Below are 15,095 nucleotides of genomic sequence, written 5' to 3'. Positions count from 1 at the left end.
CGGAGCAAAATTAATGCAATACACTGAATAGGACTAAATTGAGTGACTAAAATAAGTTTCTCAAACGAATTCTAAAAATCCTATAGGGGGAAACAACAAGTGAATATTCTAGGATATGCACAGAAGCTTGGTAAGGCATTAATGCTACCTATCGCAACGCTTCCAATTGCGGCGCTTCTATTACGTTTGGGTCAAGGCGATCTACTTGATATTCCATTTATGGCACAAGCTGGTGGCGCAATTTTTGGCAACCTTCCACTGCTATTTGGTCTAGGTATCGCGATTGGCTTATCTAAAGACGGTAACGGCGCAGCAGGTCTTGCTGGTGCAGTTGCTTACTTCGTATTAACTGCTACAGCAACGACAATTAACGCAGACGTTAATATGTCATTCTTCGGTGGTATCTTCGCAGGTATCATTGCTGGTCACTCATACAACGCTTTCCATGCAACACGACTTCCTGAGTGGTTGGCATTCTTTGCCGGTAAACGTTTAGTACCAATTATGGCCGGTCTATTTGCTCTAGTGGCAGGTGCTGTGTCTGGTGTGGTATGGCCGGGTGTTCAATCTGGTCTAGATGCTCTAGCTCACGCAGTTTCAACGTCTGGTGCTATCGGTCAATTCGTTTACGGTACTCTTAACCGTGCACTTATCCCTGTAGGTCTACACCACGTATTAAACTCATACTTCTGGTTCGGTATGGGTACGTGTCAAGAAATCATCGTTGCTGGTCAAGGCGCATTCGCTAGCATCACTCAACTTTGTGTTGACCCTTCTCTAGCTAAAACTCTAGTTGTTGGTCAAGAGCACACATTCACATTCGCTAACTCAGTAACACCAGAGATTACTACTGTTGTTAAAGAAGTGACTGAAACAGTTAAATCTGGCGACCTACACCGTTTCTTCGGTGGCGATAAAGGCGCTGGCGTATTCATGAACGGTTTCTTCCCAGTAATGATGTTCGGTCTACCTGGTGCTGCACTTGCAATGTACCTAGCTGCTCCTGCTGAAAAACGTAGCCAAGTTGGTGGCGCATTGTTCTCAGTTGCATTCTGTTCATTCCTTACAGGTATCACAGAGCCGCTTGAATTCATGTTTGTATTCCTAGCTCCTGCTCTATACGCAATGCACGCTGTATTTACAGGTCTGTCTCTAGTAGTGGCAAACATGTTTGGAACTCTGCACGGTTTCGGTTTCTCTGCTGGTCTTATCGACTTCGTATTGAACTGGGGTCTAGCAACTAAACCATTCACTCTACTATTGATTGGTCTAGGATTCGGTGCTCTATATTTCTTTACTTTCTCTTTCGCAATCCGTGCTTTCAATTTGAAGTCGCCAGGTCGTGAAGATGATGACGAAGCAGTTGCAGCTCCAGCTGGTGACGCTCCAAAAGGCGAAGTTGCACGTCAATACCTGAAAGCTCTAGGTGGTCACGAAAACCTAACTTCAATTGACGCATGTATCACTCGTCTACGTCTAACTCTTAAAGACCGTTCAATCGCTGATGAAGCTGTACTTAAGAAACTAGGCGCTAAAGGTGTTGTTAAACTAGGTGAGAACAACCTTCAGGTTATCCTTGGTCCACTAGCTGAAATCGTTGCTGGCGAAATGAAAGCTATCGGTGCTGGTGAAGACCTATCTGATGTTAAACTTCCTTAGTTTCAATCACGCTTAATATAAGCTGTGTAAACTTTAAGAAGATTAAATTATAAAGCCTCCCTTGGGAGGCTTTTTTATTATCTCTGGATCAGGCTGATTTGGCGTGTTCTTCAGCGAATAGAAGAATTAATCACAAGAATACGATGGTTCTTATTGTGTAAACACGCAGAATTGTGGATGATTAGCGACAATGATCTTTCAGGCTTTACCTCCTTTGAATATGACATTAAGTCAGCGTGGGTAGGGTGAAGCTCGAAAGCCGATTTTCTGACAATACTAAACCATATATAGAGGTGCTATAGATGAGTGAAGCTGAGGCTCGTCCATCGAATTTTATTCGCCAAATTATTGATAAAGATTTAGCGGATGGTAAACACACTAGCGTGCATACTCGTTTTCCGCCGGAGCCTAACGGCTACCTGCACATTGGTCACGCTAAGTCTATCTGCTTGAACTTTGGTATTGCTCAGGACTATCAGGGACAATGTAATCTACGTTTCGATGACACAAACCCTGAGAAAGAAGACGTTGAATACGTTGAGTCAATTAAGAATGATGTGAGCTGGTTAGGCTTTGAGTGGGCTGGTGATATTTGTTATTCATCAAACTACTTCGATACGCTTTATAACTACGCTGTTGAATTAATTAATAAAGGCTTAGCGTATGTTGATGAGCTAAGTCCTGAGCAGATCCGTGAATACCGTGGAACTCTAAAAGAGCCTGGTAAAGCGAGTCCGTATCGTGATCGTAGCCCTGAAGAGAACCTAGCGTTATTTGAAAAAATGCGTGATGGCGCTTTTGAAGAAGGCAAAGCGTGTCTGCGTGCTAAGATCGACATGAGCTCTTCATTCATGGTTATGCGCGATCCAGTTATCTATCGTGTACGTTTTGCACATCATCACCAAACCGGTGATAAGTGGTGCATTTACCCAATGTACGATTTCACGCATTGTATTTCTGATGCATTAGAAGGTATTACGCATTCTATTTGTACATTAGAGTTCCAAGATAACCGTCGCCTATACGATTGGGTTTTGGATAACATCACTATTGAATGTCAACCTCGCCAATACGAGTTCAGCCGTTTAAACCTTGAATATACGGTTATGTCTAAACGTAAACTGAATCAACTAGTTGTAGAAAACTTAGTTGAAGGCTGGGATGACCCACGTATGCCTACTATTTCTGGTTTACGTCGTCGTGGTTTCACTTCAGCTTCAATTCGTGAGTTTTGTAAGCGTATTGGTGTGACTAAGCAAGAGAACATGATCGAATTTGGCTCTCTAGAATCTTGCATTCGTGATGATCTAAATGAAAACGCACCTCGTGCAATGGCTGTACTTGACCCAATTAAAGTAGTTATTGAAAACTTTGAACAAGATCAAGTTGAAACTTTAACGGTTTCTAACCACCCAAATAACCCAGAGATGGGAACTCGTGAAGTTCCATTTACTCGAGAAATTTGGATTGAACGTGATGACTTCCGTGAAGAAGCAAACAAGAAGTACAAACGTTTGGTTCTTGGGAAAGAAGTTCGTCTACGTGGTGCATACGTGATCAAAGCTGAACGTATCGAGAAAGATGCTGATGGTAATATCACGACTATCTTCTGTTCTTACGATAATGAGACTTTAGGTAAGAATCCTGCTGACGGTCGTAAAGTGAAAGGTGTTATTCACTGGGTATCTGCTGATAAATCATTACCAGCTGAAATCCGCTTATATGATCGTCTGTTTACTGTAGCTAACCCTGCAGCTGCGGATAACTTTGCAGAAACACTTAACCCAGATTCGTTAGTTAAACTGAATGGATTTGTTGAGTCTAGTTTAGGGCAAGCGAAAGCGGAGCAAGGTTTCCAGTTTGAGCGTACTGGCTACTTCTGTGTTGATAATAAAGAATCAACTTCGGACAAGCTAGTATTTAACCGAACTGTAGGTTTACGTGACACTTGGGGTAAAGCTGAAGGGTAAGCCCTTAGCTTAAACAAATGTTTATTAGAAAAAATGCCAGCAATTGATTGCTGGCATTTTTATTATTTGACGAATTGAGCTTAAAGCTGAATCAGCATCTAACCGTTATTATTTTTTTGGTTTGTGTGCGTCTGGGTTGCCTTTACAGTCACCACCTAAGCTTTTGCCGTAAAGGTACAAGCTATGGTTCGTTAGGTGAACATTGTAGCGCTCAGCAATTTCTTTTTGACGCTCTTCGATAAGATCATCTGAAAACTCAATTACAGCGCCACAGTCTAGGCACACAAGGTGATCATGGTGATGCTGAGTCGATAGTTCAAATACAGACTTACCGCCCTCAAAATGGTGACGGGTAACAATACCAGCATCATCGAATTGGTTTAAGACGCGATATACTGTCGCTAGACCGATTTCTTCCCCTAAATCGATCAGCTTTTTATACAAATCTTCAGCACTAATATGTTGGCAATCTGGTTGTTGTAATACTTCTAGAATTTTTAGCCTTGGAAGAGTGACCTTAAGTCCTGCATCCTTTAGCGCTTGATTATTGTCTGACATATACTTTCCTGTTGATGATCTGCAGCAATTAACAGAATTCAATATTCCTAACATTATAGGTCACTCAGTGATAACAATAAACCACGAAGTTCAAAGGGTTACTAGTTAGTTTGATAATATGGTTTTGTAAAATAGAGGTATCTCACTTATAGTGGAGGTATGACCAGTTTTGCTGGGTGTATTTTACCTCTCGATAGACATGGAATGTCGTTATGAACAAGCGATTAGCGAAGATATATAAACCCAGTATAGTTACTTTTGCCCTGAATATCTGGCCTCCTTTTTGGGGAGCTGGTATAAAAATCTTAAATATCAGCGACGACTTTAGAGTTGTGAACATGCGTTTAAAATTACGCTGGTGGAATAAAAATGCTAACCGGACTCAATACGGGGGAAGTATTTTTTCACTGACCGATCCTGTTTACTCACTCATGTTGATGGGGATACTTGGTGAGCAGTACTACGTCTGGGATAAGGAAGCGAGTATCAACTTTATCAAACCTGGACAATCCGATTTATATGCAGACTTTGAGGTAACCCAAGGTCAACTCGAAGAGATTTACAGTAAAACGACTTCAGGTGATAAATGCTTTCCCGAGTTCATCATCCATATAAAAGATAAAGATGGGAATGTTGTATCTGAGGTGCAGAGAAAGCTGTACGTAAGAAAGAAACCTCAGTTTAGAGAGCAAGATGCAGATACAGCTGTGGAAGTTTAAGCACTGAATATAAAAAAGCCTCCCAATTAGGAGGCTTTTAAAATAATGAGAAAGACAAATTAGTCTTCAAGTTCTGCTAAGCACATTTCTTCATGGATTTGTTTAACCCAGTTAGATACACGCTCGTCAGTAAGTTCTGGTTGACGATCTTCATCAATACAAAGACCTACAAACTGGCTGTCATCGCCTTCAACTAAACCTTTTGATGCTTCAAACTCATAACCTTCAGTTGAAGTATAACCTAGGATAGTTCCGCCTTTTGCTTCAACGATATCACGGATAGTGCCCATCGCATCACAGAAGTACTCAGCGTAATCTTCTTGGTCACCACAACCAAAAATAGCAACAAGCTTAGTTGAGAAATCAATAGCTTCAAGTTCAGGGAAAAAGTCGTCCCAATCACATTGTGCTTCGCCGTAGTACCACGTTGGGATACCTAGCAGTAGCAGATCGAAATTATCAATATCTTCTTTGCTGCTTTTAGCAATGTCTTGAACTTGAACGAGCTGTTTGCCCAACTGCTTTTGAATCATCTTAGCAACAGCTTCAGTGTTACCTGTATCGCTACCAAAGAAGAGACCTACACTTGCCATAGAATAATTACCTTTAATTGTGTCTGTTGTTGGTGATAATAGGAGTTAGGATAATCAACCGATCCCTGTCCCTTCCCAACTGAGCTGGATTAACCCTTTGGCTATAAATCCGGCACATCCTAGAAAGAGCACTAACCATACGATTCGACGCCCAAAAACGGGAACATTGCCTTGCTTTAGAACGTCTTTAATCGCCATACCGATCAAGAAAAAGATCCCGGCGAATAAAAGGTCTAACCCAATAGATTCAATGACGTTTATGTAGTCGTAAAGCATGGGATTCCTATATACCAATTTTGCTTGCGCGCACTATATCATTCTTAAACAATAAAGTTAATGCGCTGTTGTAACCAAGTTCGCAATATCATGCATCAATATCGCCCTAGTTTTCCATTAAATGATCGCTCTCAAACAATAAACTTTCTAATTGCACGAAGAACTTCTGCTGGCTTTTCAGCGTGGAGCCAATGACCGGTATTTGCGATTACATGGGCTTTTGCGTTAGAAAATTGTTGTTGAACTGCGGCTTGGTGCTCAGCTGTTAGGTAATCAGAATCCCCACCTTTTATTAGCAAGGTTTTGACCGATGTTTTATCGATCGGTTCCCAACCAATGATCCGTGAGTAATTGGAGAGTAATGACGCCACGTTAAAGCGCCATTCCATGATACCTTGCTCTGATTTGAATAACGATTTAGTTAAGAATTGGCGAACTCCGTCGATTTCGATATGTTTAGCGAGCACTGTTAGTGCTCCAGAGCGAGATACGGGCTTTGCTTCGATCACAGCTTGAAGGCCGGCAAAGACGTTGTCGTGTCGGTGCTGTTGGTAGGCAACGGGAGCCATGTCTAACACAACTAATTGTCTAATTGTTGTTAGTTGGGTCAAAGCCATGGCGACTTTTCCACCCATCGAGTGCCCGATAATCGTCACGTCAGTCAGCTCAAGTGTGTTGAGTAAATTGACGACGTCACGTGCCATTTCAAGGTAATTATGTTGGTCACTATGGAAAGATTGTCCATGGTTTCTTAGATCAATACTCAGCACTTGGTGATCACTTCTTAGATCCCTAGCAAGAAGCCCAAGGTTGTCTAAATTACCGAATAAACCGTGGATCAATACAATGGTGTGACCTTCACCTTCAATTTTATAGTTGAGCTGTGCTGACATTTTATCTTATTCATGGTGGGTTTATCGTAGAGTATCCTCGCGGATCTCGCTATAATCCCTCAGAGTTTAAACATTGAGATTGTGAAAAGCGAATGAAAACAATTGAGGTTGATGAGGACCTATACCGTTATATTGCGGGTCAGACAGAACATATTGGCGAAAGCGCTTCAGATATTCTGCGTCGCTTATTGAAAATTGATAGCCAAGGTGAACTTAATCCTGTTGAGGAAGTAGTTGAGCCTAAAGGAATTATTGTTAGCAAAGACGCTGGTTTTACACCGGCGAAGCTAGATGGCGTAAAAGAAATGCGCTCGCTTTTGATTTCAGATGAATTTGCGTCTCTTAAAAAAGCGATTGATCGATTCATGTTGGTTTTATCAACTTTATACAAAATCGACCCGAGTAGCTTTTCTGAAGCATCTCAAGTGAAAGGTCGAAAGCGTGTATATTTTGCTGAAAATGAAGAAACACTTTTAGCAAACGGAAACACGACGAAACCTAAGGCTATCCCATGCAGTAATTTTTGGGTGATCACCAACAATAATACAAGTCGTAAGAGACAAATGGTTGATCAGCTAATGAGTCGTATGAATTTCCAAGCGGAATTGATAGAAAAAGTAACAGGTTCAATTTAAAGAAATCTGATTTAAACCTCATAATGTCCCTTAAATAGTCGATATTATGAGGTTTTTTTGTTTTTAAATTTTATATATAAGGATGTCAAAAAATGGCTATGCACCCTCGTGCTGGGCAAAAAGCTCAGCAGGAAGATCTTCATAATATACCGGCTTTAGTAGCGAACTATTTTTTACAGCAACCGGATGCGACTAACCCAGATCATAGAGTACTCTTTGGTACTTCAGGTCACCGTGGTACAGCAGACAAATCAACATTTAATGAAAACCATATTCTTGCAATCGCACAAGCTGTTGCAGAAGTTAGAGCAGAGCAGGGCACAACTGGCCCACTTTTCTTAGGTAAAGATACACACGCCCTTTCCGAGCCTGCGTTTTCTACAGTAATCGAAGTGTTAGTGGCAAATGGTGTTGAAGTTATAATTCAAGACAATAACGGTTTTACCCCAACTCCAGGTGTGTCACATGCAATTCTTACGCATAATTTAGTTAATACTAAAAAAGCAGATGGTATTGTTATTACACCCTCTCATAATCCACCTCAAGATGGCGGCATTAAATATAACCCAACACACGGTGGTCCTGCTGAAGCTGCGCTTACTCAAGCAATTGAAGACCGTGCAAATGTTATTATTGCTGAAGAGATGCAAGGTGTTAAACGCACTCCTATTACACAAGCTAAGCAATCAGAATTAGTTAAAGAAGTTGACCTAGTTGCCCCATACGTTGCTGATCTTGTAAACGTAGTGGATATGGAAGCTATTCAGAAAGCGAACATTAAGATTGGTGTTGATCCACTTGGCGGCAGCGGTATTGATTACTGGCGTCAGATTGGTAAGGCATATAACTTAGATTTAACTTTAGTCAGTGAAGCTGTAGATCCTTCATTCCAATTTATGTCTTTAGATAAAGATGGTGTTGTTCGTATGGACTGTTCATCACCTTATGCAATGGCTGGTTTGTTAGCACTGAAAGATGAGTATGCTTTGGCATTTGGTAATGATCCTGATTACGACCGTCACGGCATTGTTACACCAAAAGGATTGATGAACCCTAACCACTTCTTAGCGGTTTGTATTGATTACCTATACCGCAACCGTGAAGGTTGGGGGAAAGACGTTGCTGTGGGTAAAACACTAGTGTCAAGTGCTCTAATCGATCGTGTAGTCGCTGACCTTGGTCGCGAATTGTGTGAAGTACCAGTTGGTTTCAAATGGTTTGTTGATGGCTTGTATAACGGTCAATTTGGTTTTGGCGGTGAAGAAAGTGCAGGTGCATCTTTCCTACGTAAAGACGGTACACCTTGGTCTACAGATAAAGATGGTCTAATTCTTTGTCTACTTGCTGCTGAAATCACAGCGGTAACCGGTAAGAATCCACAAGAATACTACGAAGATCTTGCTGCTAAACACGGTGAATCTAAGTACAACCGTATCCAAGCGGTTGCTAATGGTGCGCAAAAAGACGTACTTAAGAAGCTATCTCCAGAGATGGTTTCAGCTGAGACGCTTGCTGGTGATGCAATCACTGCTCGCTTAACGCATGCTCCAGGTAATGGTGCTGCAATTGGTGGACTTAAAGTGACGACAGAGAATGGTTGGTTTGCTGCTCGTCCATCAGGTACAGAAGACATCTACAAGATCTACTGTGAAAGCTTTAAGGGTGAAGAACACCTAAAAGCAATCGAAGAAGAAGCTCAAGAGATCGTTAATCAAGTATTTGCTGCAGCTGGCCTATAGTTGAATTTGATTCAGTAGCTTATTGAGGTGTCACCTCAATAAAGGGTTGATGTTAAAGCATCAGCCCTTTTTTATTGGGATGAGAATGACTTAAATCTTATATATCTCCAATAGCTTTAATTGTGGGGCCAACTTTCAGGCATAACAAACCAGAACTGTCCTGTATTCGTTTGAGCATGGATGAACCGATCATCAAACTCTTTGATAGGTTCTCCGTCAAAATTGTCAATACCAGCAGCCCATTGATCTTTATTTATAGGGTAGAGACCTTCTTCAACTAAATGCACTTGGCTTTTATAACACCAAAACCCATTAACTTGACTTGGGTTTATTTTATAGCCTAAACACTCTGTTGGAATACTCTGTTCTAAGAATGGGTTTATGTATAAACGACCTTGCATCAACAAATGTTCGGAGTTGGTTTTTAGCTCAGGATATTGTTCAACAAAGGCACTAGATGAAGACATCGCCAATTGGTGGTTGAGCATTCTTTCGAGTTTTTTATCAAGTTGGTCATGAGAGTTTGGCCCAAACCAAATATCTTCATGGAGTAAATAGAATTTAATGGCAACTTCCCAGTGTTCCAGTAAGTTCGATTGCTGGTTTTCGACAATAAAGTCAATAGCTCCCAATGTTCTGCCATCTACATTAATCTGTATCTCGTCATGTTTAATCGAGTGATTTGGAGATGCGATAATTACTTGTTCACAAAGGTGTTGATACAAAAAACCAAGACGAGGGTTCCCTTGGTAGATATGTGTGTCATCCAGTCTTTGACTGCTCGAAAAGACACTAAGATCGGATATAGGAGGGTGAAGTTCTAGCAAGGGTGGGGAATCAATGACCCATTGATAAAAACGTTGTATTGGTGTCATATATTCCTCATTGAGTTTAATGATCGGCTTTCGACATTTTAACTGTAAATTGATATAACCACGTTATTAAATATGCATGTTGGAACAAGCAATGAATAACTTACAATTAGAAAGAATTCTTAACGAAAAGCTACAGCCTCAACAAATTAAGGATTACTGCCCAAATGGCTTGCAAGTCGAAGGTGTACAGCAAATTAAAAAGATTGTAACAGGAGTTACAGCTTCACAAGCGTTGATTGATAAAGCGGTTGAACTGAATGCTGACGCATTGCTTGTTCATCACGGTTTTTTTTGGAAAGGTGAACCGGAATCGATCCGTGGAATGAAAGGGAAGCGAATTCGCACTCTGATTAAAAACGATATTAATTTGCTAGGTTACCACTTACCACTTGATATCCACCCAGAGCTAGGTAATAACGCAAAATTAGCTGAATTGTTAGATATTGAAGTTGAAGGCGGGCTAGAAGGGCATCCACAATCGGTCGCTATGTTTGGTAAGCTAAAAGAGCCAATGACCGGGGCTGAATTCTCGGAAAAAATTAACCAAGTCCTTAACCGTCATCCGCTCCATATTTCGACAGAAAATGAGCATAAACTGATTACAACTGTTGGCTGGTGTACTGGTGGCGGGCAAGACTATATTGAGCTTGCAGCCGCTAACGGTTTAGATGCGTTTATCTCTGGAGAAATCTCAGAACGAACGACTTACTCTGCTCGTGAGCAAGATATTCATTACTTCTCTGCAGGGCATCATGCAACTGAAAGATATGGTGTAAAAGCATTAGGTGAATGGTTAACTCAAGAGCATGATTTAGACGTTGTGTTCATTGATATCGATAATCCGGTATAAGCCATACTAATCTTAACAGCGCTATCTCTACTAACGTGACTATGAGTAGAATGGAAAAAAAAGGTTGACGATAACGTCAACCTTTTTTAGTTCTAGCTACTGTGTAAACAACTATTCGCGTTCATGAAGAGGCTGGAATTCACGCTTTTCTTTACCTGTATATAGCTGACGAGGTCGGCCAATACGGTTTGTTGGGTCACTATGCATTTCATTCCAGTGTGCAATCCAACCGATAGTACGAGACATCGCAAAGATTACGGTAAACATAGATACTGGAATGCCAATAGCTTTAAGAATAATACCTGAATAGAAATCTACGTTCGGGTATAGCTTCTTAGAAACAAAGTATTCATCTGAAAGCGCAATACGTTCAAGTTCCATTGCTACATCTAATAGTGGATCTTTGATGTTTAGCTCTTTCAATACTTCATGACAAGCTTCGCGCATTACAGTTGCACGTGGGTCATAGTTTTTGTAAACACGGTGTCCAAAGCCCATAAGACGGAATGGATCATCTTTGTCTTTTGCTTTAGCAACGTATTCGTCAATGTTTTCTACACTGCCAATTTCTTCAAGCATCATCAAACAAGCTTCGTTTGCGCCACCGTGTGCTGGTCCCCAAAGAGAAGCAATACCTGCTGCAATACAAGCGAATGGGTTTGCACCTGAAGAACCGGCTAAACGAACAGTTGAAGTAGAAGCGTTTTGTTCGTGATCTGCGTGTAGAGTAAAGATTTTATCCATCGCACGAGCCACAACTGGGTTTACTTCATACTCTTCACATGGGTTTGCATACATCATGTGTAGGAAGTTTTCAGCGTAGCTTAGGTCGTTACGTGGGTAGATGAATGGTTGACCAATCGAATATTTGTAACACATTGCCGCCAGTGTCGGCATTTTTGAAATAAGACGATAAGCAGCAATTTCACGGTGTGTGTCGTTGTTGATATCGAGTGAGTCATGGTAAAACGCTGCGAGAGCGCCTACAACACCACACATTACTGCCATCGGGTGAGCATCACGTCGGAAACCATGGAAGAAGCTAGCAATTTGCTCATGTACCATGGTGTGACGTGTCACAGTTGTCTTAAATTCTTCGTATTGAGCACGAGATGGAGCTTCGCCGTAAAGAAGAATATAACAAACTTCTAGGTAATCAGCGTTATTGGCCAGTTGATCAATTGGATAACCACGGTGTAAAAGGATACCTTTCCCACCGTCAATGTAAGTGATTTGCGATTCACAAGATGCAGTGGCAAGAAAACCAGGATCAAAAGTGAAAAAACCATTAGAACCTAGTGTACGAACGTCGATAACTGGCGTACCAAGTACACCTTCTGAAATCGGCAATTCGATTGGCGCTTGACCTTCAATATGAAGGGTAGCTTTCTTATCCGCCATAACAATCTCCTTTGTTATTATTAATCCGTCCAGGATGTTTATGTGCCATTTTTTTACTGCTCTTGGCGTCGAAAGTCAATTAATCTGCACTTTTGTGTGCACTTGTTAGTGTTTTTTGCATTAAATTCGTTAAAAATCTGTTCTATGTAGCATTATTTGTTACATCAATTGTATTAGAATGTTGCGAGTCGTATAGTGGCGGTGAAAATTCTGGTCCAGACCTTTAAATTCAAGGCTAAAAAGAATTGTGAGGTGTCTCTAGTAACCTTGTTGTTAACATTTATTTTACAATTAAAGTGCGATTAATACGCGTCGATTGTCAATTTAATGTTAAGTTTTACCGGTTTTCGACCAAAATTTGTCCATAACAATATCTAAGGTTATTTAATGACCATAAAAGCTCGATGGAGCTGAGTGAGCAAGCCCGTGAAAGAAAGAAAGACAAGACCTGTTAATTTAGATTTACAGACCATCCACTTTCCTATCACTGCAATTGCATCCATCCTACACCGTGTGTCTGGGGTGATTACATTTGTTGCGATCGGAATTCTGCTTTGGTTACTATCCATTTCCCTCTCCTCCCCTGTAGGCTTCATGGAAGCAAGCGACATTGTCGATGGCTTTTTTGTTAAGTTTATTTTGTGGGGCATTTTAACCGCTTTGGCTTATCACATTGCTGGTGGCATTCGTCACTTGTTAATGGATCTAGGTCATTTTGAAGAGCTGGAATCTGGTGCGAAAAGCGCTCAGGTTGCATTCGCAGCGACAGCGGTATTGTCTCTACTTGCGGGGGTTTTAGTATGGTAAATAATATATCCACTTTTGGTCGTAATGGTGTTCATGATTATTTATTAATTCGTGCAACCGCAATTATTATGACGCTTTACACAGTCTACCTTGTTAGCTTCTGTGCTTTCTCGGGAGATATTTCTTACGTATCTTGGACGCAATTCTTTGGTGGTACCTTCACTAAAGTCTTCACTATGCTAGCACTGACTTCAGTGTTAATTCACGCTTGGATTGGCTTATGGCAAGTCCTGACTGACTACATTAAATGTGCAATGTTGCGTGGTGGTCTTCAATTGGGTGTTGTTGCTGTTCTTATTGGATATTTCTTCTCTGGTCTGTTTATTTTGTGGGGTGCGTAAGTGACTATTCCTGTTCGTGAGTTTGATGCCGTTGTAATTGGCGCTGGTGGTGCTGGCATGCGTGCTGCGCTACAAATTTCAGAGCAAGGCCTATCTTGTGCATTGCTTTCAAAAGTTTTCCCAACTCGTTCCCATACTGTTTCTGCACAAGGTGGCATTACAGTTGCCCTTGGTAATGCGCACGAGGATCACTGGGAACAACACATGTACGATACTGTAAAAGGTTCTGATTATATTGGTGACCAAGATGCAATCGAATACATGTGTAAGAATGGTCCTGAATCAGTAATAGAATTAGAGAAGATGGGTCTTCCTTTTTCTCGTTTTGATAATGGTACTATTTACCAACGCCCATTTGGTGGCCAATCTAAAAACTTCGGTGGTGAGCAAGCTGCTCGTACCGCCGCTGCTGCTGACCGTACTGGTCACGCGCTTTTGCATACTCTTTACCAGCAAAATATTAAGCATAAAACTACAGTTTTCTCTGAGTGGTATGCTCTTGATCTTGTTAAAAACGAAGATGGCGCAATTTTAGGTACAACTGCGCTTTGCATGGAAACTGGTGAAGTATGTTACTTCAAAGCTAAAGCGACAATTTTAGCGACTGGTGGTGCTGGTCGTATTTACGCTTCTACAACGAATGCTCACATTAACACTGGTGACGGTGTTGGTATGGCGATTCGTGCTGGCGTTCCAATGCAAGATATCGAAATGTGGCAGTTCCACCCAACGGGTATCGCTGGAGCTGGTGTTCTAGTAACGGAAGGCTGTCGTGGTGAAGGTGGTTATCTACTTAACAAAGACGGTGAACGTTTCATGGAGCGTTATGCACCTAATGCGAAAGATTTAGCAGGTCGTGATGTTGTTGCTCGTTCAATGATGATCGAGATCCGTGAAGGTCGTGGCTGCGATGGTCCATGGGGTCCACATATCAAACTTAAATTGGATCATCTTGGTAAAGAGACTCTTGAATCTCGCTTACCTGGTGTATGTGAGCTGTCTCGTACATTCGCACACGTTGATCCAGTAAAAGAACCAATTCCAGTAATTCCTACTTGTCACTACATGATGGGTGGCGTACCAACTCAAGTTTCAGGTCAAGCTATTAAGCAAGATCCTGCTGGCGCTGATGTTGAAATCCAAGGTCTATTCGCTTGTGGTGAAATCGCCTCTGTATCTGTACATGGTGCTAACCGTTTAGGTGGTAACTCGTTACTTGATTTAGTGGTATTTGGCCGTGCAACAGGTCTACATCTTGGTGAGACGCTGAAGAAACAAGAAGAAGCTAAACCAGCTACGGAAGCAGACATTGAACGTTCATTAGAGCGTTACAACCGTTGGGAAAACAGTACTGGTGGTGAAGACCCTGCTCAAATTCGTAAAGATTTACAGCAATGTATGCAGAATAACTTCTCGGTATTCCGTGAAGGTGATGCTATGGCTAAAGGTTTAGAAGAGCTTAAAGTTATTCGTGAGCGCCTAAAAAATGCTCATCTATCTGATAAATCTACTGAGTTTAATACGCAGCGTATTGAGTGTTTAGAGCTTGAAAACTTGATGGAAACTGCTTTTGCAACAGCTGTTGCAGCAAATTTCCGTACAGAAAGCCGTGGCGCACATGCTCGTTTTGACTTCCCAGACCGTGACGATGCACAGTGGTTATGCCACTCAATTTACAACCCTGAGACTGAAGAAATGTCGAAGAGAAATGTAAATATGGAACCTGTACATCGTGAAGCATTCCCGCCAAAAGCGCGTACGTACTAAGGAGAGGGCATT

General features: G+C 41.5%; 15 protein-coding genes. 9 read left to right on the top strand and 6 right to left on the bottom strand.

Annotated features, from left to right (window positions below; translation table 11 throughout):
• The first annotated feature begins 99 nt into the window (after positions 1-99).
• Entirely contained in the window at positions 100-1,659 is a 1,560-nt protein-coding gene (nagE, locus tag L4C37_RS18340) for an N-acetylglucosamine-specific PTS transporter subunit IIBC (protein ID WP_137374760.1), read from the top strand.
• Positions 1,660-1,961: 302 nt separating this feature from the next.
• Positions 1,962-3,629 carry a glutamine--tRNA ligase gene (glnS, locus tag L4C37_RS18335; RefSeq protein WP_429769385.1) on the top strand — a complete coding sequence of 556 codons (1,668 nt, stop codon included), beginning with the start codon at positions 1,962-1,964 and terminating at the stop codon, positions 3,627-3,629.
• Between the two features lie 108 nt (positions 3,630-3,737).
• Here the strand turns inward: glnS and fcrX are convergent, their stop codons facing one another.
• The gene (gene fcrX / locus L4C37_RS18330) at positions 3,738-4,187 is read right to left on the bottom strand and encodes a ferric iron uptake transcriptional regulator FcrX (protein ID WP_137374758.1); all 450 of its coding nucleotides are present in this window, start codon (positions 4,185-4,187) and stop codon (positions 3,738-3,740) included.
• A gap of 212 nt (positions 4,188-4,399) precedes the next feature.
• Here fcrX and L4C37_RS18325 point away from each other — a divergent pair, with 212 nt between their 5' ends.
• Complete coding sequence (locus L4C37_RS18325) at positions 4,400-4,906, top strand: DUF4442 domain-containing protein (protein WP_273294332.1); 507 nt, start codon at positions 4,400-4,402, stop codon at positions 4,904-4,906.
• Between the two features lie 59 nt (positions 4,907-4,965).
• Here the strand turns inward: L4C37_RS18325 and fldA are convergent, their stop codons facing one another.
• The 3 genes from fldA to L4C37_RS18310 all read right to left on the bottom strand — a co-directional run bounded on the left by fldA (position 4,966) and on the right by L4C37_RS18310 (position 6,668).
• Positions 4,966-5,499: a flavodoxin FldA gene (fldA, locus tag L4C37_RS18320; RefSeq protein WP_137374756.1), complete on the bottom strand. Its 534-nt coding sequence runs from the start codon at positions 5,497-5,499 to the stop codon at positions 4,966-4,968.
• A 54-nt stretch (positions 5,500-5,553) separates the two neighbouring features.
• Positions 5,554-5,775: a DUF2788 domain-containing protein gene (locus L4C37_RS18315; protein WP_137374755.1), complete on the bottom strand. Its 222-nt coding sequence runs from the start codon at positions 5,773-5,775 to the stop codon at positions 5,554-5,556.
• Between the two features lie 131 nt (positions 5,776-5,906).
• Positions 5,907-6,668 (bottom strand): alpha/beta fold hydrolase, encoded by a 762-nt coding sequence (locus L4C37_RS18310; RefSeq protein WP_429769384.1) that lies wholly within the window; start codon positions 6,666-6,668, stop codon positions 5,907-5,909.
• Between the two features lie 92 nt (positions 6,669-6,760).
• Here L4C37_RS18310 and seqA point away from each other — a divergent pair, with 92 nt between their 5' ends.
• Together seqA and pgm are read left to right on the top strand one after the other, a co-directional pair.
• A complete protein-coding gene (seqA, locus tag L4C37_RS18305) occupies positions 6,761-7,303 on the top strand; it encodes a replication initiation negative regulator SeqA (RefSeq protein ID WP_137374753.1) in 543 nt (180 codons plus the stop codon).
• Positions 7,304-7,395: 92 nt separating this feature from the next.
• Complete coding sequence (gene pgm, locus L4C37_RS18300) at positions 7,396-9,042, top strand: phosphoglucomutase (alpha-D-glucose-1,6-bisphosphate-dependent) (protein ID WP_429769383.1); 1,647 nt, start codon at positions 7,396-7,398, stop codon at positions 9,040-9,042.
• 116 nt (positions 9,043-9,158) lie between these two features.
• Here pgm and L4C37_RS18295 read toward each other — a convergent pair whose 3' ends face one another.
• Positions 9,159-9,917 (bottom strand): DUF1853 family protein, encoded by a 759-nt coding sequence (locus tag L4C37_RS18295; protein WP_429769382.1) that lies wholly within the window; start codon positions 9,915-9,917, stop codon positions 9,159-9,161.
• Positions 9,918-10,008: 91 nt separating this feature from the next.
• Here L4C37_RS18295 and L4C37_RS18290 point away from each other — a divergent pair, with 91 nt between their 5' ends.
• A complete protein-coding gene (locus L4C37_RS18290; RefSeq protein ID WP_429769381.1) occupies positions 10,009-10,767 on the top strand; it encodes a Nif3-like dinuclear metal center hexameric protein in 759 nt (252 codons plus the stop codon).
• Between the two features lie 111 nt (positions 10,768-10,878).
• Here the strand turns inward: L4C37_RS18290 and L4C37_RS18285 are convergent, their stop codons facing one another.
• Complete coding sequence (locus L4C37_RS18285; RefSeq protein ID WP_137374749.1) at positions 10,879-12,168, bottom strand: citrate synthase; 1,290 nt, start codon at positions 12,166-12,168, stop codon at positions 10,879-10,881.
• 414 nt (positions 12,169-12,582) lie between these two features.
• Here L4C37_RS18285 and sdhC point away from each other — a divergent pair, with 414 nt between their 5' ends.
• The 3 genes from sdhC to sdhA are packed head-to-tail and all read left to right on the top strand — an operon-like array spanning position 12,583 to position 15,083.
• Positions 12,583-12,975, top strand: coding sequence for a succinate dehydrogenase cytochrome b556 subunit (gene sdhC / locus L4C37_RS18280; protein WP_137374748.1), 393 nt, complete (start codon positions 12,583-12,585; stop codon positions 12,973-12,975).
• A complete protein-coding gene (gene sdhD, locus L4C37_RS18275) occupies positions 12,969-13,316 on the top strand; it encodes a succinate dehydrogenase, hydrophobic membrane anchor protein (RefSeq protein ID WP_137374747.1) in 348 nt (115 codons plus the stop codon). Before sdhC ends, sdhD begins: the two co-directional genes overlap by 7 nt.
• Positions 13,317-15,083 carry a succinate dehydrogenase flavoprotein subunit gene (gene sdhA, locus L4C37_RS18270; RefSeq protein ID WP_137374746.1) on the top strand — a complete coding sequence of 589 codons (1,767 nt, stop codon included), beginning with the start codon at positions 13,317-13,319 and terminating at the stop codon, positions 15,081-15,083. It begins immediately after the preceding gene.
• Positions 15,084-15,095: the final 12 nt, after the last annotated feature.

Source organism: Vibrio kagoshimensis (assembly GCF_050337535.1).
Classification (GTDB): Bacteria; Pseudomonadota; Gammaproteobacteria; order Enterobacterales; family Vibrionaceae; genus Vibrio; species Vibrio gallaecicus.
This window is presented reverse-complemented; position numbering and strand designations above follow the sequence as displayed.